General features: G+C 38.9%; 14 protein-coding genes. 10 read left to right on the top strand and 4 right to left on the bottom strand.

Annotated elements, in window-relative coordinates:
* Positions 1-81: 81 nt before the first annotated feature.
* The 6 genes from ystJ to pyk all read left to right on the top strand — a co-directional run bounded on the left by ystJ (position 82) and on the right by pyk (position 7,086).
* Positions 82-1,323: an NADP-dependent malic enzyme gene (gene ystJ, locus AC1MGI_RS20320; protein ID WP_480347405.1), complete on the top strand. Its 1,242-nt coding sequence runs from the start codon at positions 82-84 to the stop codon at positions 1,321-1,323.
* On the top strand, positions 1,320-1,958 hold the full coding sequence (locus AC1MGI_RS20315) for a FadR/GntR family transcriptional regulator (RefSeq protein WP_480347404.1): 639 nt from the start codon (positions 1,320-1,322) through the stop codon (positions 1,956-1,958). The genes ystJ and AC1MGI_RS20315 overlap by 4 nt, the downstream gene beginning before the upstream one ends.
* 78 nt (positions 1,959-2,036) lie before the next feature.
* Complete coding sequence (gene accD / locus AC1MGI_RS20310; RefSeq protein WP_480347402.1) at positions 2,037-2,903, top strand: acetyl-CoA carboxylase, carboxyltransferase subunit beta; 867 nt, start codon at positions 2,037-2,039, stop codon at positions 2,901-2,903.
* The gene (gene accA, locus AC1MGI_RS20305) at positions 2,900-3,892 is read left to right on the top strand and encodes an acetyl-CoA carboxylase carboxyl transferase subunit alpha (protein WP_480347400.1); all 993 of its coding nucleotides are present in this window, start codon (positions 2,900-2,902) and stop codon (positions 3,890-3,892) included. The genes accD and accA overlap by 4 nt, the downstream gene beginning before the upstream one ends.
* A 443-nt stretch (positions 3,893-4,335) precedes the next feature.
* Positions 4,336-5,295 (top strand): 6-phosphofructokinase, encoded by a 960-nt coding sequence (gene pfkA / locus AC1MGI_RS20300; RefSeq protein WP_480347398.1) that lies wholly within the window; start codon positions 4,336-4,338, stop codon positions 5,293-5,295.
* Positions 5,296-5,328: 33 nt separating this feature from the next.
* Positions 5,329-7,086: a pyruvate kinase gene (gene pyk, locus AC1MGI_RS20295; RefSeq protein WP_480347397.1), complete on the top strand. Its 1,758-nt coding sequence runs from the start codon at positions 5,329-5,331 to the stop codon at positions 7,084-7,086.
* A 101-nt stretch (positions 7,087-7,187) separates the two neighbouring features.
* On the opposite strand, the gene AC1MGI_RS20290 is transcribed toward pyk, so the two are convergent.
* From AC1MGI_RS20290 to AC1MGI_RS20280, 3 genes are read right to left on the bottom strand one after another with little or no spacing between them, the layout of a single operon-like run.
* Positions 7,188-8,780: a YndJ family protein gene (locus AC1MGI_RS20290; RefSeq protein WP_480347395.1), complete on the bottom strand. Its 1,593-nt coding sequence runs from the start codon at positions 8,778-8,780 to the stop codon at positions 7,188-7,190.
* A complete protein-coding gene (locus tag AC1MGI_RS20285) occupies positions 8,767-9,381 on the bottom strand; it encodes a DUF4166 domain-containing protein (protein ID WP_480347393.1) in 615 nt (204 codons plus the stop codon). The genes AC1MGI_RS20290 and AC1MGI_RS20285 overlap by 14 nt, the downstream gene beginning before the upstream one ends.
* Positions 9,382-9,390: 9 nt before the next feature.
* Positions 9,391-10,302 (bottom strand): DoxX-like family protein, encoded by a 912-nt coding sequence (locus tag AC1MGI_RS20280; RefSeq protein ID WP_480347391.1) that lies wholly within the window; start codon positions 10,300-10,302, stop codon positions 9,391-9,393.
* Between the two features lie 321 nt (positions 10,303-10,623).
* Here AC1MGI_RS20280 and AC1MGI_RS20275 point away from each other — a divergent pair, with 321 nt between their 5' ends.
* Both AC1MGI_RS20275 and AC1MGI_RS20270 read left to right on the top strand, forming a co-directional pair.
* Positions 10,624-11,895 carry an MFS transporter gene (locus tag AC1MGI_RS20275; protein WP_480347390.1) on the top strand — a complete coding sequence of 424 codons (1,272 nt, stop codon included), beginning with the start codon at positions 10,624-10,626 and terminating at the stop codon, positions 11,893-11,895.
* Between the two features lie 201 nt (positions 11,896-12,096).
* On the top strand, positions 12,097-12,492 hold the full coding sequence (locus AC1MGI_RS20270) for an FxsA family protein (protein ID WP_480347389.1): 396 nt from the start codon (positions 12,097-12,099) through the stop codon (positions 12,490-12,492).
* 144 nt (positions 12,493-12,636) lie between these two features.
* On the opposite strand, the gene ytvI is transcribed toward AC1MGI_RS20270, so the two are convergent.
* Complete coding sequence (ytvI, locus tag AC1MGI_RS20265) at positions 12,637-13,764, bottom strand: sporulation integral membrane protein YtvI (RefSeq protein WP_480347387.1); 1,128 nt, start codon at positions 13,762-13,764, stop codon at positions 12,637-12,639.
* A gap of 222 nt (positions 13,765-13,986) precedes the next feature.
* On the opposite strand from ytvI, the gene AC1MGI_RS20260 reads away from it, so the two are divergent.
* On the top strand, positions 13,987-14,445 hold the full coding sequence (locus tag AC1MGI_RS20260) for a DUF441 domain-containing protein (RefSeq protein WP_480347385.1): 459 nt from the start codon (positions 13,987-13,989) through the stop codon (positions 14,443-14,445).
* 512 nt (positions 14,446-14,957) lie between these two features.
* Complete coding sequence (citZ, locus tag AC1MGI_RS20255; RefSeq protein WP_480347383.1) at positions 14,958-16,073, top strand: citrate synthase; 1,116 nt, start codon at positions 14,958-14,960, stop codon at positions 16,071-16,073.
* Positions 16,074-16,112: the final 39 nt, after the last annotated feature.

The following is a 16,112-nucleotide window of genomic DNA, read 5'->3' as shown; positions in this document are numbered from 1 at the left end:
GAAGCCTAATGTGGTCAGACCACTTAAAATGTATGGGAAAATTGCCTAATTCTATCCGAACTAGTTCAAGGAGTGAATACATTGACATTAAGAGAAGAAGCGCTGCATATGCATAGTGTCCATAAGGGAAAGCTTGAAATGGTTTCAAAAGTCCCGGTGCGAAATGCGAAAGATTTAAGTTTAGCTTATTCACCAGGTGTTGCTGAGCCATGCAAAGAAATCTATGACAAACCAGAAACTGTATATGATTATACAATGAAGGGAAACATGGTAGCTGTCGTTTCCGATGGGACAGCTGTGCTTGGTTTGGGGAATATTGGACCTGAAGCAGCTTTGCCGGTTATGGAAGGTAAAGCACTCCTTTTCAAGAGTTTCGCCGGTGTCGATGCATTCCCTATTTGTTTAAAAACTACGGATGTTGAAAAAATCATAGAAACAGTAAAACTTCTTGAACCTACGTTTGGCGGAGTGAATCTAGAGGATATTGCAGCTCCCAATTGTTTCGTTATTGAAGAAAGACTGAAGAAAGAAACGAATATTCCAGTTTTTCATGATGATCAACATGGAACAGCAATCGTAACAGTGGCAGGTCTTGTTAATGCTCTAAAAATCGTAGGTAAGTCCATGACAGAAATTAAAGTAGTGGCAAGTGGTGCTGGAGCTGCTGGAATTGCTATTATTAAACTTTTATATAATTATGGAGTTCGTGACATTATTATGTGTGATTCCAAAGGCGCTATTTTTCAAGGACGCAAATATGGCATGAATGACGTGAAAGATCAAGTTGCACAAGTGACAAACCGTTTTAAAGTCGAAGGACCACTTGAAGAGGTAATCAAGGGTGCCGATGTATTTATTGGTGTGTCGGTTGCAGGTGCACTTAACTCAAGAATGGTCGCTTCAATGAATACGGATCCGATCATTTTTGCGATGGCAAACCCGGATCCAGAAATCATGCCGGCACTTGCTAAAGCAGCTGGAGCAAAAGTCGTCGGAACAGGCCGCTCTGATTTTCCGAACCAAGTCAATAATGTCCTTGCATTTCCTGGAATATTCCGCGGAGCATTAGATGTCCGTGCGACGCATATCAATGAAAAAATGAAAGAGGCAGCCGTTGAAGCGATCGCTGGTTTAATTAAGGAAGAGGAGCTTCAACCCGATTATGTGATTCCTGCTGCTTTTGATGAAAGGGTAGCGCCAGAAGTGGCAGCTGCTGTTGCGAAAGCCGCGATGGAAACAGGTGTAGCGAGAAAAAAAGTAGATCCAGAAGACGTGAAGAAAAAAACGAGAAGGCTTGCCATTATTGGAAAGAGTGAAGAATGAATGAGTTGAACAAATCAACACCTTCAACAAAGCTTTATCTAGAGATTGTCGAGAAGCTTAGGCAAATGATAGAATCAGATGATCTAGTTTCTGGAGATAAGATTCCTTCTGAACGTGAATTATCAGAGCGCCTCAAGGCGGGTCGATCTTCCATTCGTGAGGCTTTAAGGGCACTGGAACTTCTTGGGTTAATTGAAACTCGCAGGGGAGAAGGCACATTCATTAGAGATTACCAGGATCACAATCTCATTAAGCTATTAGGTACCTTTTTTCTGCAAGATCCAAAGGTGAAACAGGATTTGGCTGAAACGAAGGAGTATTTAGAGACCAATTGTATCCGAAATGTGATTTTGTCTACATCTGAACAAGAATTGCAGCATTTTCTAATCTGGGCAACTGAACAAGAATTTAGTGATGATGAATTTTTCACTAAGTTGGTTGCTTTAAATAGCAACTTTTTAATGGAAAGAATATGGACGATCGTGAATAGCTATGCAAGAGCTGCGAATCAAGTAATCGAAGCAATTGAATATGATTCATACATTTCATTTGTCCATTTGATGATAGAACGGAATACAAATCAAGCGATTTCTCATTATTTGAAGAATATCAGAAAAATATCAAATAATGAATGACAAGATTTTCATTCAGCCTCTGCTAAAGTAGAGGACATGCATAAGGGGCAGAGAATTGCCGGTAAGGGAGGATTCATCTTGCTTAAAGATCTTTTTACGAAAACTAAAAAGAAGAAATATGCCACGATACCGTCTGATCGTGATCAACAAGATGTACCGGAAGGGTTAATGACCAAATGTTCCGGATGTAAAAAAATTATGTACACAAAAGAGCTTCAAAAAAATAATAAAGTCTGTATTCATTGCGGGTATCATCACCAAATGACTGCATATGAACGAATCGAAAGTTTATTTGAAGCTGGCAGCTTTACTGAATTAGACCGAAATATGCTGTCAGTTAATCCGCTCGACTTTCCAGATTATTTGGAGAAAGTAGAAAAAGATAAACGAAAAACAAATATGAATGAAGCGGTTGTCACAGGTACAGGGAAAATTGAAGGCTATGATGTGGCAGTTGCCATCATGGATTCACATTTCCGTATGGGCAGCATGGGTTCAGTTGTTGGCGAGAAAATAACAAGAGCGATTGAAAAAGCAGGCGAATTACACATTCCCTTCATTATTTTCACGGCATCAGGAGGCGCACGTATGCAAGAAGGCATCCTAAGTCTTATGCAAATGGCGAAAACGAGTGCTGCTTTAAAAATGTTCAGTGAGGATGGCGGACTAATCGTATCAATTATGACGCATCCGACAACCGGTGGTGTTTCTGCGAGTTTTGCCTCGTTAGGAGACATAAATCTGGCAGAACCTGGAGCGTTGATTGGCTTTGCTGGTCGTCGAATTATTGAACAAACGATCCATGAAGAGCTACCTGAGGATTTTCAAACATCAGAATTTTTGATGAAGCATGGTCAATTAGATGCCGTTATTTCTCGGACTGAATTAAAAGAAAAACTAGTGAATATATTGAAAATCCATGTTCCAGGTGGTGAATGGGTATGATAGGTGATTTAGAATTTGAGCGCCCAGTTACGGATCTTCGAAAAAAAATTGATGAGCTTAAAGAGTTAACAGAAACGGCAGATGTTGATTTAACAGCTGAAATTCAAAAACTCGAGAAACGTTTGGAAAGCCTACAAGACGATATTTATAAAAATATGAAGCCTTGGGACAGAGTTCAAGTAGCAAGACATCCTGGCCGACCAACTACATTGGATTATATTCCACAAGTATTCAGTGACTTTCTAGAGTTGCATGGAGATCGTTATTATGGTGATGATGAAGCAATCGTTGGTGGGATTGCCACATTCGAAGGAATTCCTGTAACAGTTATTGGCCATCAACGTGGTAAGGATACGAAAGAAAATATCAGAAGGAATTTTGGTATGCCTCATCCTGAAGGCTATCGTAAGGCATTGAGACTAATGAAACAGGCTGAGAAGTTTCACCGTCCTGTCATTTGTTTTATTGATACAAAAGGTGCCTTTCCCGGAAAAGCTGCGGAAGAACGTGGGCAGAGCGAAGCGATTGCGAAAAATATTTTCGAAATGGCTGGCTTGAAAGTGCCAATTATTTGTATTGTTATAGGAGAAGGTGGAAGCGGCGGCGCACTTGCACTTGGTGTAGGCGATCGAATTCTTATGCTTGAGAATTCAACGTATTCCGTTATCTCACCTGAAGGGGCAGCAGCATTGCTCTGGAAAGACGCCTCACAAGCAAAGCGAGCGGCTGAAACGATGAAAATTACTGCACCAGACTTATTCAGTCTTGGCATTGTTGATGAGATTATCCCAGAAGCTAAGGGCGGCGCTCATAAAAATGATTTAAAAGATCAAGCAACAGCCATTAAAGATAGCTTGAAACGTTCATTAAATGAATTATTGCCGCTTTCAACAGGTGAAATCGTTGATCAAAGATACATGAAATATAAAAAAATTGGGCAATACGAAATAGAAGAAGAACGAAATCTTGATCAAATTAAGTCTAGATAAGTGAAACTTTCATCAGTGGATTTTTCACTGATGGTTAGTTAAACCTGGAGAAGTTCATAATTTTCTTGTATTGCTTTTTCGATTGATGATGGATCGATTGAAAACTCGCCGAATAAAACAGGCGAGTTTTATTTTGCTGATTTCATAGAAAGTTTCTGCAGTAATTCTTTGAAGCGACATAGAATATTATGAAAATTTCGTTCTTTTAAATGTGGTATATGATGAAAGTGCTTATTATTTTTAATTAATTAGGAAATAATGAAGAATGGCACAAAAATAGTTTACGAACGAAGATAACTATTCTAAAATGGATTGTTGGGGTATCTTTTACTTCAATTTATAAGCGAAATCATGTAGTCTTGAATTATTGAGCTACTAATAATGAATAGGTAACAAATTCTATTCAAATTAGTAAATGAGACATGTTAAAGAGGTGATAGAATTTGAAGAAAATTGGTGTACTTACAAGTGGTGGAGACGCTCCAGGAATGAATGCAGCAATTCGTGCAGTTGTTCGGAAAGCGATATATCATAATATTGAAGTGTATGGGATTTCTCGAGGCTATCAAGGGTTAATTGAAGGAGATATTCGCAAGATGGAAATTGGCTCTGTTGGCGATATCATCCATCGTGGCGGAACAATGCTACGTACAGCTCGCTGTCTGGAATTTAAAACAGAAGAAGGCCAGTTAAAAGGGATTGAACAATTGAAGAAGCATGGCATCGAGGGTCTTGTTGTCATTGGTGGTGATGGTTCGTATCAAGGTGCACAGGCTTTGACAAAACGAGGCTATCCTTGTGTAGGTGTACCGGGTACGATTGATAATGATATTCCTGGTACAGATTTCACAATTGGTTTTGATACAGCACTGAATACAGTCATTGATGCGATTGATAAAATTCGTGATACGGCAACTTCCCATGAAAGAACATATGTAGTCGAAGTAATGGGTAGAAACGCTGGAGATATTGCCTTATGGGCAGGTCTTGCCGGTGGTGCAGAAACCATTCTATGTCCAGAGCACCAGCATGACATAGATGAATTAACCGCAAAATTAAAGCGTGGACAAGAACGTGGTAAAAAGCATAGTATTATCATTGTTGCTGAAGGTGTAGGAAGTGCTGTAGATATTGCCAGAGAAATTGAAAGAATCACGAGTTTTGATACTCGGTTAACCGTATTAGGCCATGTTCAACGTGGAGGTTCACCAACAGCAAATGACCGTGTGTTAGCAAGTAGATTAGGAGCACTTGCTGTGGAACTTTTGATGGATGGTCAAGGCGGTCGAGCAGTAGGAATCGTTGCGAATCAATTGGTCAATTATGATATCAATGAAACGTTAGTTAAAAATCATAAAATTGATCAAAAGATGTATAAACTTTCAGAAGAATTATCGATTTAATTTTTAGTTAATAACAGGAGGGGTAGAATCAACATGCGTAAAACCAAAATAGTATGTACGATCGGTCCAGCAAGTGAAAGTGTAGAAAAATTAACCCAGTTGATTGAAGCTGGTATGAACGTGGCTCGTCTGAATTTTTCCCATGGAGATCACGAGGAACACGGAGCTCGAATTAAAAACATTCGTGAAGCGGTTAAAACAACAGGAAAACCTGTAGCGATTTTATTAGATACAAAAGGACCTGAAATCCGTACGCATAGTATGGAAAACGGCGCGCTTGAATTAAAAGCTGGTTCAAACATTATCGTATCTATGACAGAAGTTTTAGGTACAGAAGAAAAGTTCTCCATTTCATATGAAGGCTTAATTAACGACGTTGAAGCCGGTTCAAAAATTCTATTGGATGATGGTTTAATTGGTCTTGAAGTAACGGAAATTGATCATACGAATAAGGAACTACATACAAAAATTTTGAACACAGGAACGCTGAAAAATAAAAAAGGCGTAAACGTACCAGGCGTATCCGTAAATCTTCCAGGAATGACTGAGAAAGATGAAAGTGACATTCTTTTCGGAGTTGAACAAGATGTTGATTTCATTGCGGCTTCATTTGTTCGCCGAGCATCAGATGTACTGGGAATTCGTGAATTGCTACAAAAAAATAAAGATTGTTCGATTCAAATCATTCCTAAAATTGAAAACCAAGAAGGCGTCGATAATATCGATGAAATCTTAGAAGTTTCTGATGGTTTAATGGTTGCAAGGGGAGATTTAGGTGTTGAAATCCCTGCGGAAGAAGTGCCACTCGTTCAAAAGCAATTAATTAAAAAATGTAATATGGTTGGAAAACCGGTTATTACGGCAACGCAAATGCTTGATTCTATGCAACGTAACCCACGTCCGACACGTGCAGAAGCAAGTGACGTGGCCAATGCGATTTTCGATGGTACAGATGCTATCATGCTTTCTGGTGAAACGGCAGCAGGAACTTACCCAGTTGAAGCTGTTCAAACGATGCATAATATTGCTTCACGTGCTGAAACTGCTCTTAACTACCAAGATATTTTATCGCAAAGAAGTAAAGACAGTAAACGTACAGTTACAGATGCTATTGGCCGATCAGTAGCTCATACAGCACTGAATATGGATGCTGGCGCAATCATTGCACCAACAGAAAGCGGTCATACAGCACGTATGATTTCTAAATATCGTCCAAAAGCACCGATTATTGCTGTTACATTCGATGAGCATGTATCACGTAAATTAGCACTTGTTTGGGGTGTTTACCCACAAGTCGGAAAACAATGTGAAACAACGGATGATATGCTTGAAAATGCTGTTGAAGTAAGCTTAAATTCTGGACTAGTTCAACATGGCGATCTTGTTGTAATTACTGCAGGTGCAGTTGGTGAAGCAGGGACTACGAATTTGATGAAGGTTCATGTTTTGGGCGAAGTTCTTCTTAAAGCTCAAGGGATTGGCCGCAAAACTTCAAATGGGAACGTAGTCGTTGCAAAAACGGCAGCAGAAGCACTTGAAAAAGTAACAGAAGGATCTGTTCTCGTAACAATTGGATCTGATCGAGATATGATGCCTGCTATTGAAAAATGTTCAGCTCTTATTACAGAAGAAGGCGGATTAACTAGCCACGCAGCAGTTGTAGGTGTGAATTTAGGAATTCCTGTGATTGTAGGAGCGGATAACGCAACATCGATCTTTAAGGATGGTCAACACGTAACAGTTGATGCTAGCCGCGGCGTTGTTTATGAAGGTCAAGCAAGCGTACTTTAATTCGTACTAAAAAGACAAACTAAAGGGTCAGCCCTCACATTCTGTGAGAGCTGGCCCTTTAGTTTGTCTTTTCACTGAATGCTGCAACTACTTATAAACGTTTACCTATGGTAAATGTGGTACTCAATTTTTAAAAAAGGGATGGAAAAAATCCACATGATATGATTGGCGACAAGGATGCCGTCTATAGTTTCTTTAACATGAAATTGTTCTTCAATTGGCAGTTTTACTAGCCAATGTTTGATGGCTACATAGATGCCAGAATCAGCATTTGGTGTCTGAACTTTTTTACTTGATAGCTGCAATTCGTTACCAATTTGGTTTAGCTCAAGAATGCCGATCATTGCCGACCATGGTAGTGGCAGGGAAATATTCATGTAGGTTCTATTGTCCTTTTCATGGGATGAATAAAGAGCGACAAAGACGACCTCTCCATTGATTTTCCGAACCCAGGCTCTCGTATTAGTGCGTCCATCCTTGTCTTCGCTAATCGCTTGGATTTCACCTGTCATTTCGATTTGCCGACTTGAAAGAGGCAGATCGATTTGTTTAACAGATCTACTTATTAATCGATAGATAATGGCAAACGGCTTAAACCATGCTTGCCATTTAACTTTAGCAAATAATCTGTAATCATTCGTGTTTTCATAAAAATCAACGATTCTAGGTGCTAATGTTTGACGGTTGATGTCTGGTTCGTACAAACTCATATCATTAACTAACCCCTGATATTGGTTGTTTTTCACGATTTCAGCAAGGATGCTTTCGCCAATTACACGCTTTCCCCTGATCTTACTGATTGGAAATGTCCATTTTATTATCTTTGCTGAAGGAATGGAAAGTGACCAGCCGACAATGCCTGTTAAAGCAAATACAATAGCATTAACAATACCGTGAAAACGGAGCATGAAGTCGATGCTGATAGAATGAGAGCCAAATAGATTTCCTGAAGCATACAATAAGGAAAATAATATCGTTATGCCTAAAGCCGCAAAAGATAAGCAGACGAGCCCCTTCTGTAATGATCTTGAAAATGGTGCTCGGCAGGATACGTGAATCAGCCCATAAATTCCGATCATATACGCGATAACCGATAGAAGTTCAATCACTGTTGAGAAAGTAATACCAAGAGCCACAATCATAGGAGCAAGGAGGATGAGGCTTACAATCAGACTATATGAACGCGGTTTATAGACTCTCCCTAGAAAACCGACAAAAACCGGCAGTAAAAAGGCGGAATAATGAAAGTGAATCGCCGTTAGCCATGTTAGCATGGGCGTAAATCCAGTGTCGATATTGGCTGTAGAAGCAAAAAACCAAGAGCCGCCCATTGCTAAATAAATCATTGCCATATTAATCGAAAATTCCTCTATATGCGTAAAGCCATTCATTAAGAAACGACCTAAACCATATAAAGCAACAACAAAGATAAACAATAAGTAAATCGCTGCAAACAAAACGTCCCATTCGGTATTTGTTATGAGTTGGATGAGGGCAATGGACAGATAAGCAGGGATTGAAATATAGGGATAAAATTTCGAAAACCAATCTCCTTTAATCATGATTAGCTTTAAAGTAAGGGGCACATAGACAATTTGTGCTACGGTTAACAATAATACATGCCATGGACCTTTACTGAAAATAAGGACAAGTAAGAATAGAGTAATCGGCAGTAAGGTTTTAAGAATGTTCAATTGGTGTAAATTCTCCTTCATACGCGAAAAGCCGGCCGATTAACGGATTACGCACCGTAACTTTTATCGAAAAGACTTTCCGCTCTTCTATATATGCCTCCGTTACGGTTGCTAGCCCTTGTAAAAACCTTGGCACAGGGATTTCTAGCGATTCCAAAACAAGACGTTGATCTTGTGATTCAATTCGTACTTCTCCATTTTGTGAAACATGAAACGAAAGATCCGAGTAAACACGGCTAGGCTCCCCTAAATAATCCTTAATAACAAGTCGTTCATGATCCAAACTCATGAGTGCATTGAAAAATCGTTTCTTCCCTTCAAAATAAAAAATACGTTCCCAATGAATTTGTTCTTCACCATTTTTTCCAATTTGAGCCGTATTCACAATTGAAAAAGGAATGCTTTGACCGTGCTCTGGGAATAATAGCTTCCATTTTATCCCCAACAAGAAAAAAGGGTAAAGCCATTTTGGTCCACCTTTTATCGTTTTCATTACACCGTATGCTTGAAACGATTTTTTTGCAGAAATATCATACCGCTTTTGCAGCATAGGATGGAGTGCATTAAATTCATTTCCAAGTACTTTTTTATATATAGACATGCTAATCTCCTAATCTCTTTCTCTTTGTCGCTTACAACTTGTAGCAGAAGGGATATCTTTTCTTAGTAGAAATCCAATAATGGAAAGCGTGAGTAAACTCAAATTGAAGGTGAGTGGATTAAAAGGGTGAATTAAATAATCTCGCTCAGCCAATATTGCTCCGAAAGTAAGCAATGGAAAAATGATGATTTGTAGACCAAAAAGCTTGCGTTTGTTTTGATAAAACAGCCAAATGAAACCAAAGAGTACTTCAAAAATTCCAATGAAGATGACTGTCCACTCTGCTTGATTTGTAATGAATGGCAGTCCTTTTTGAATCATCGATAATTCCTCTGGATGTTTGTAGAGTAATTTCGGAATCAGTCCATGATACGTCCAGACGATAAAGAAAAGAAAGCAAATCAACCAACTGCTAAAAAAACGAATATATTGTGTCGTCGGTGTTTCCCCTTTTTCAAGCCATCTTTTCAGCACGTCAAAGCTAAGTGCAGTCGCCCAGCCAATCAGTGGCCGAAATAGAAAACGATCGAAGACATGACCAATACGACCAAAATTCACATTATATGTATACTGAGTTAAGAAAGTAATGGAATCTTTTTTTTGCTTATACTGCCAATAGCCTTTGCCTTCTTTAATGATGGAAATTGAATCATCTGTTCCAAAGTGTAATGATGATGTTCTTGACCCGTCCTTCCCAGAATGTGATCCTACAGTCGTGCCCCAGCCTTCAATACTCCATCCAGGCACGATTTTTGTTTTATAGGAAAACTTCTGCGGCTCATTTTCTTCACTTGGTAAATAGGTAATGGAAGAAAATCGAAGATCCCATTGCTCGTGAAGGCTTGGCGTTTGTGTTGCCTCCCATAGCTTGTCCATCTCTGAATCGATATCAATTTCAACATAGATTGGCTTAGCGTTCATTGATCTCACCTCTAATTGTAGCTTATCATAATTTAAAGGTTATTTAGGTAAAAATAGGCATTTTTATTAGGTGATTTACAAAAAAACTTCCGTTTGTAAATGAATCATAATTAATTGTAAATAAATGATTAAAAGTCTGATAATTATTTTTCTGAATAGTACAATTATAATAGAAGGAAGAAGATTTACATTGGAGGAATCCATTTTATCGTGGCTGTGACTAAGAGCGTGATTGTTCTCCATTGGATTGCTTATCCGCTTTAGATGATCAGCAAGTCCTAACAATTACTATAGCGTAGTCAGTAAATAGGAGGTATATGTATGGGGAAAATGTCCACACCCGAAAGAAGTTGGGCCTTGTATGATTGGGCAAATTCGGCGTATTCGATTGTTGTCGTCACAGCGATCTTTCCCTTGTATTTTAAAGCATCTGCGAGTGAAGCTGGTATTGCGGCATCTTCATCGACTGCCTATTGGGGATATGCTAATTCAATTGCTACACTTTTAGTCTCGATTTTGGCACCGTTACTCGGAACGATCGCCGACTTTAAAGGCTTTAAAAAACGTTTCTTTACTTTTTTCGCATCATTAGGTGTAATTTTCACATTGATGTTATCCGTCGTTCCAAATAATCAATGGCTTATTTTATTGGGATGTTTTATATTGACGTCCATCGGCTTTGCGGGAGCGAATATCTTTTATGATGCTTTTCTTGTCGATGTTACAGACAAAGAAAGAATGCATCGAGTCTCTGCGAATGGATATGCATTAGGGTATATTGGCAGTACAATTCCATTCGTTATCAGCATCGCTTTCATTATTTTAGCCCAACAAGAAATCATGCCGATTTCTGTGACGGTAGCTAGCCAGATTGCCTTTGTTATTACAGCTTTATGGTGGGGGCTATTCACCATTCCAATGCTGAAAAACGTGGAACAGAAATATTATGTGGACCGTGTACGACATCCTGTCGCAACGAGCTTTAAAAAACTGTTCCTCACTTTGAAAAATATCAAAGCGTATCGTGCCTTATTTCTCTTCCTTTTGGCTTATTTCTTTTACATTGATGGCGTGCATACGATTATTACGATGTCTACAGCATATGGGTCTGATTTAGGGCTCGATGCTACGACACTTTTAATTGTCTTATTCGTTACTCAAATCATTGCGGCTCCTTTTTCGATGCTGTTTGGAAAGCTGTCTGGTCGATTTAATGAAAAAAGAATGATTGCAGTTGGAATTCTAGTTTATATCTTCATCTGTATTTACGCCTATTTCTTAGAGACCGCACTCGATTTTTGGATTCTTGCGATGCTTGTCGGGACATCACAAGGCGGCGTGCAAGCCTTGAGCCGATCTTATTTTGCTAAGCTAATTCCAAAAGAATCTTCCAATGAATTTTTTGGTTTTTATAATATCTTCGGTAAATTCGCAGCCATAATAGGCCCAGTGTTAGTTGGGGCGACCGCTCAAATTACTGGCAATACAAATAGTGGCGTCTTCAGTCTGATTATCTTATTTGTCATAGGGGGTATCTTGTTGCTTCGTGTACGAGAAGATGGTGAGCCTGTTTCTACAACGATTTCTAGTTGATGAATGAGGGTCTAGGTGCTGACCTCGTACTCTGAATCAGAATGTAGTGTTTCTTACACTTGTCCCATACTGTATTTAGTTGTTGCGGGGTCTGATCCTTTACTTGAGACATCTGTGAGTAGTTATAGTTAATATTTCATCTCATTTACAGTATAATAAACCTACAGACACCAAAAATGGACTGTGCTGGAGGAATGTTATTTGAAGTATATAATATCTAGTTTACTTGCACTTACCGTTGTTGAAATTGTCGTCCTTTTAATGGCTGGAAAAATAATAGGTGTTGGCGGAACGCTTGTTTTGGTGATAGGCACTGGAATTGTCGGTGTTTTATTGGCAAAAAAACAGGGGATCGAAACATTGAAAAAAGCTCAGGAACAAATGAAATATGGTGAAGTTCCCGGATTTGAAATTGTAGACGGAATATGTATTTTACTAGGCGGTCTCTTTTTACTGCTACCAGGCCTTGTATCTGACTTGATCGGTCTATTGTTAGTGTTACCATTCACACGTTCACTTATTAAACCTGGTATTTTTAGATATATTAGAAACCGAATGCACCGTATGAACCGAGGAAAAGTGACGATTATTAGATAAAGTGAAACTTCCATCAGTGGGGATTAGTTAAGCCAGAATAAAATCTTCGATACATGAAATTGAATATGCCAAACGGCAGTCATAAGAACGAAAAGCAATAGAGAAAAAGAGGCTGAATTGATCAGCCTCTTTTCATGTCCATTTTCACCGAATTCTTGGTCGATCATTCCCAACAACGAAACGCCAAATTTCTTTAAATACATTGGCACGATGGAGAGTGTTGATAATCACAAGAACAACGGGACCTGCAATCAGTCCGAGAAAGCCAATTAATTTATATCCTACGAATAAAGCGACGAGTGTGGCAAGTGGATCAATGCCGATACTGGATGACAGAACTTTCGGCTCAACTAATTGACGTTGGACAACTACGATGACATACACGACGATAAGTCCAATTGCCAGGTGATAATTTCCGATAATCACTTCGTACGCAATCCATGGAATAAAGACGGTCCCTGTCCCTAAGTAGGGAATGATATCAATTAAACCGGAAACTAAGGCAATCGTGATGCTATATTCGACTTTCAAAATAAGCAAGCCAATCAATATCGTGACAGTCGTTAATGAAATAAGAGTGAACTGTGCTTTAATAAAACCAAATAATGCCCCTTTCAAATCATTGGTTACTTTGCCTGTTCCGAGCAAAATTCTAGGTGGAAGTACTTTGCTACTAAAATGAGCAAGCTTTTTCCAATCTTTACTGATGAAAAAGGTTGCCAACAAAGAAAAAACTAAGACAGTGGCTGCGTTGGGAAACCAGGCAATGAATGCTGGGATGTTTAAGAGGGATTTTTGAATAAAACTACCTACCGATGTAGCTAGATTATCACCAAGGTTGCGAATGTTGGAAAGAATCGTATCTTGTTGTTGTCCATCGAGATTATTAAATAACGTGGCGCTTTGATTGTATAAGGGAAGAAGCTGACCGGCGATAAATTCCTCGATAAATTGGATGACCGTTTCTAAATGGCCTGGAACGACTTTAGCTAGATAGTTTGCACCTGAAGCGATTTCAGCAATTAATAATGTAATGAAACCTGCAAAGACGGAAAGAATGAGCAGTAGAGAGAGAAAAACAGCGATACCTCTTGGTATTTTCGCCTTTTGTTCAAAGAAGCTTACAAGGGGATTCATAAAAAAGGCAAAAATCATTGCGATAATAAAAGGGTATGTATATTTTGATAAATAGAACAAAACGAAACCGCCAAGCATTGTTGCTCCTATTACAACACAGAAGCGGATAAACCGTTGTAGATAAACCGGATTCAAAAGCCTCACCTTCCGTCAAAACATGATTATTTCGGGTAAATAGGAAGTGCGTTCTCGCTGCTAAAAGTTCCATATACTATAATTGTACATTTTGAAAGATGGAAAAGAAAGTTAAAGTTGTGAATAATTCAGAAAAATGAAAAAGTCACAGATTTGTAGGAATATTCCTTAGTATTTTGTTATGCTGAGATATTAAATAAAGTGCATATTAGGAGGACAACCATGAATGGAGCAATCATATTTTTACTACTTTTATTAGGAATTGGCCTGCTTGCTAAAAACTCATCGCTGATGGTCGCGGCAGGATTTTTACTAGTCCTGAAAATGACGGGATTGGATACAAAGATATTTCCCTATCTTTCTGCAAAAGGAATAAATCTTGGTGTCACGGTGATCACGATTGCCGTTTTAGTTCCGATTGCAAACGGATCAATCGGGTTTAAGGAGCTACTGGATGCTTTGAAATCTCCTTATGCTTGGATTGCCCTTGCGTCAGGAATAGCGGTCGCTCTCATTGCAAAGAACGGTGTCGTTCTATTGGCCAATGATCCACATATTACCGTTGCCCTTGTTTTCGGAACAATACTAGCAGTTGCTTTATTCAAAGGTGTCGCAGTAGGACCGCTGATTGGAGCGGGGATTGCCTATTTGTGCATGCAGCTCGTCCAATTTATTAAATAAGCTCAGAGGAGATGCAGCAATTGGGTTGACTCTCTAAATTTCCTTATTCTGTATTAAGTCATTGCTTGCGTCTCTCCTTTTCTTAGGGGTGTCTTTTATATGGGTGAAATAATTTCTGCAAACCTTGTATTTTTCTAATAAAATAATATTTTTTTCACAATTTAAGTACTTTCCATTCCCAAAAATCTGAAAATTGTTTATAATAATACTATAATTGCTCTCTGATAGAGTTTCAGGAATAGATGGAATGTTATTATGTATTCTATCTACTTTATCAATTTTTAGTTTGCAATTAACTGGGCGATCGCTTAATTGAGAGCTTTATTGTATTATTTTAGGGGGGGTTGAAAGTATTCATTTCATTGTTTATTAATGATAGTTTATAATGGTATCTATCATTTAAAAGCTCTTACTCTCTAAAATACATATTGGCTAGGTTAAGCTCAATTTTTATTGGAAGCGCTATATTTCATGCAGTCAAAGGGGATATTTAAGAAAAGGAGAGGTTTTGTATGACAGCAACAAAAGGTCTAGAGGGCATCGTAGCAACGACTTCAAAGATCAGCTCGATTATAGATGATACGTTAACGTATGCAGGATACGACATCGATGATCTAGCTAAGAATGCGACATTTGAGGAAGTTATTTACTTACTTTGGCACGGAAGTCTCCCCACAACAAACCAATTAGCAGAACTTACAAAACAGTTGGCAGATAACGCGGCTATCCCAGCTGAAGTTCTCAATCATTTTAAAACATATCCAATCGATAAAGTTCATCCAATGGGAGCGCTTCGTACGGCCATATCATTATTAGGTCTATATGATGATGAATCAGACGTAATGAGTGATGAAGCGAACTACCGTAAGGCCATCCGTATTCAAGCACAAATTCCAACAGTTGTAACAGCATTCGCACGTGTACGTAAAGGACTAGAACCAGTTGCACCGCGCACAGATTTAAGCTTTGCAGCCAACTTCTTATACATGCTAAGTGGAAAAGAACCTTCCGCAATTGAAGTGGAAGCATTCAATAAAGCACTTGTACTTCATGCAGATCATGAATTAAACGCATCTACATTCACTGCCCGTGTATGCGTAGCTACGTTATCTGACATCTATTCTGGCGTAACTGCTGCAATCGGTGCGCTTAAAGGACCGCTTCATGGCGGAGCAAACGAGCAAGTTATGAAAATGCTGACTGAAATTGGCTCTGTTGATCATGCAGTGTCATATATCACAGCTAAATTAGATAATAAAGAGAAAATCATGGGCTTTGGTCACCGCGTATACCGTAAAGGTGATCCGCGTGCTAAGCATTTGCGCGAGATGTCTAAGAAATTAACGGAGATTACCGGACAGCCGGAGTATTATGAGATGTCCATTAAGATTGAAGAACTGGTCACAACTCAAAAAAATCTGCCGCCAAACGTAGATTTCTACTCAGCTTCTGTATATCATAGTCTTGGCATTGATCATGATTTATTTACACCAATATTTGCAGTCAGCCGTACTTCTGGCTGGATCGCTCATATTCTCGAGCAATACTCTAACAACCGTCTAATCCGCCCTCGTGCAGACTATACGGGACCTGGTATGCAAAAATATGTGCCAATTGAAAAAAGATAAGGTAGTATTTTTTTATTATTATGTGAATTTGTAGTAAAT

The sequence above is a fragment of the Peribacillus sp. BM1 genome (assembly GCF_056679975.1).
The sequence above is the reverse complement of the archived record's forward strand: the minus strand, read 5'-3'. Positions and strand labels throughout refer to the sequence as shown.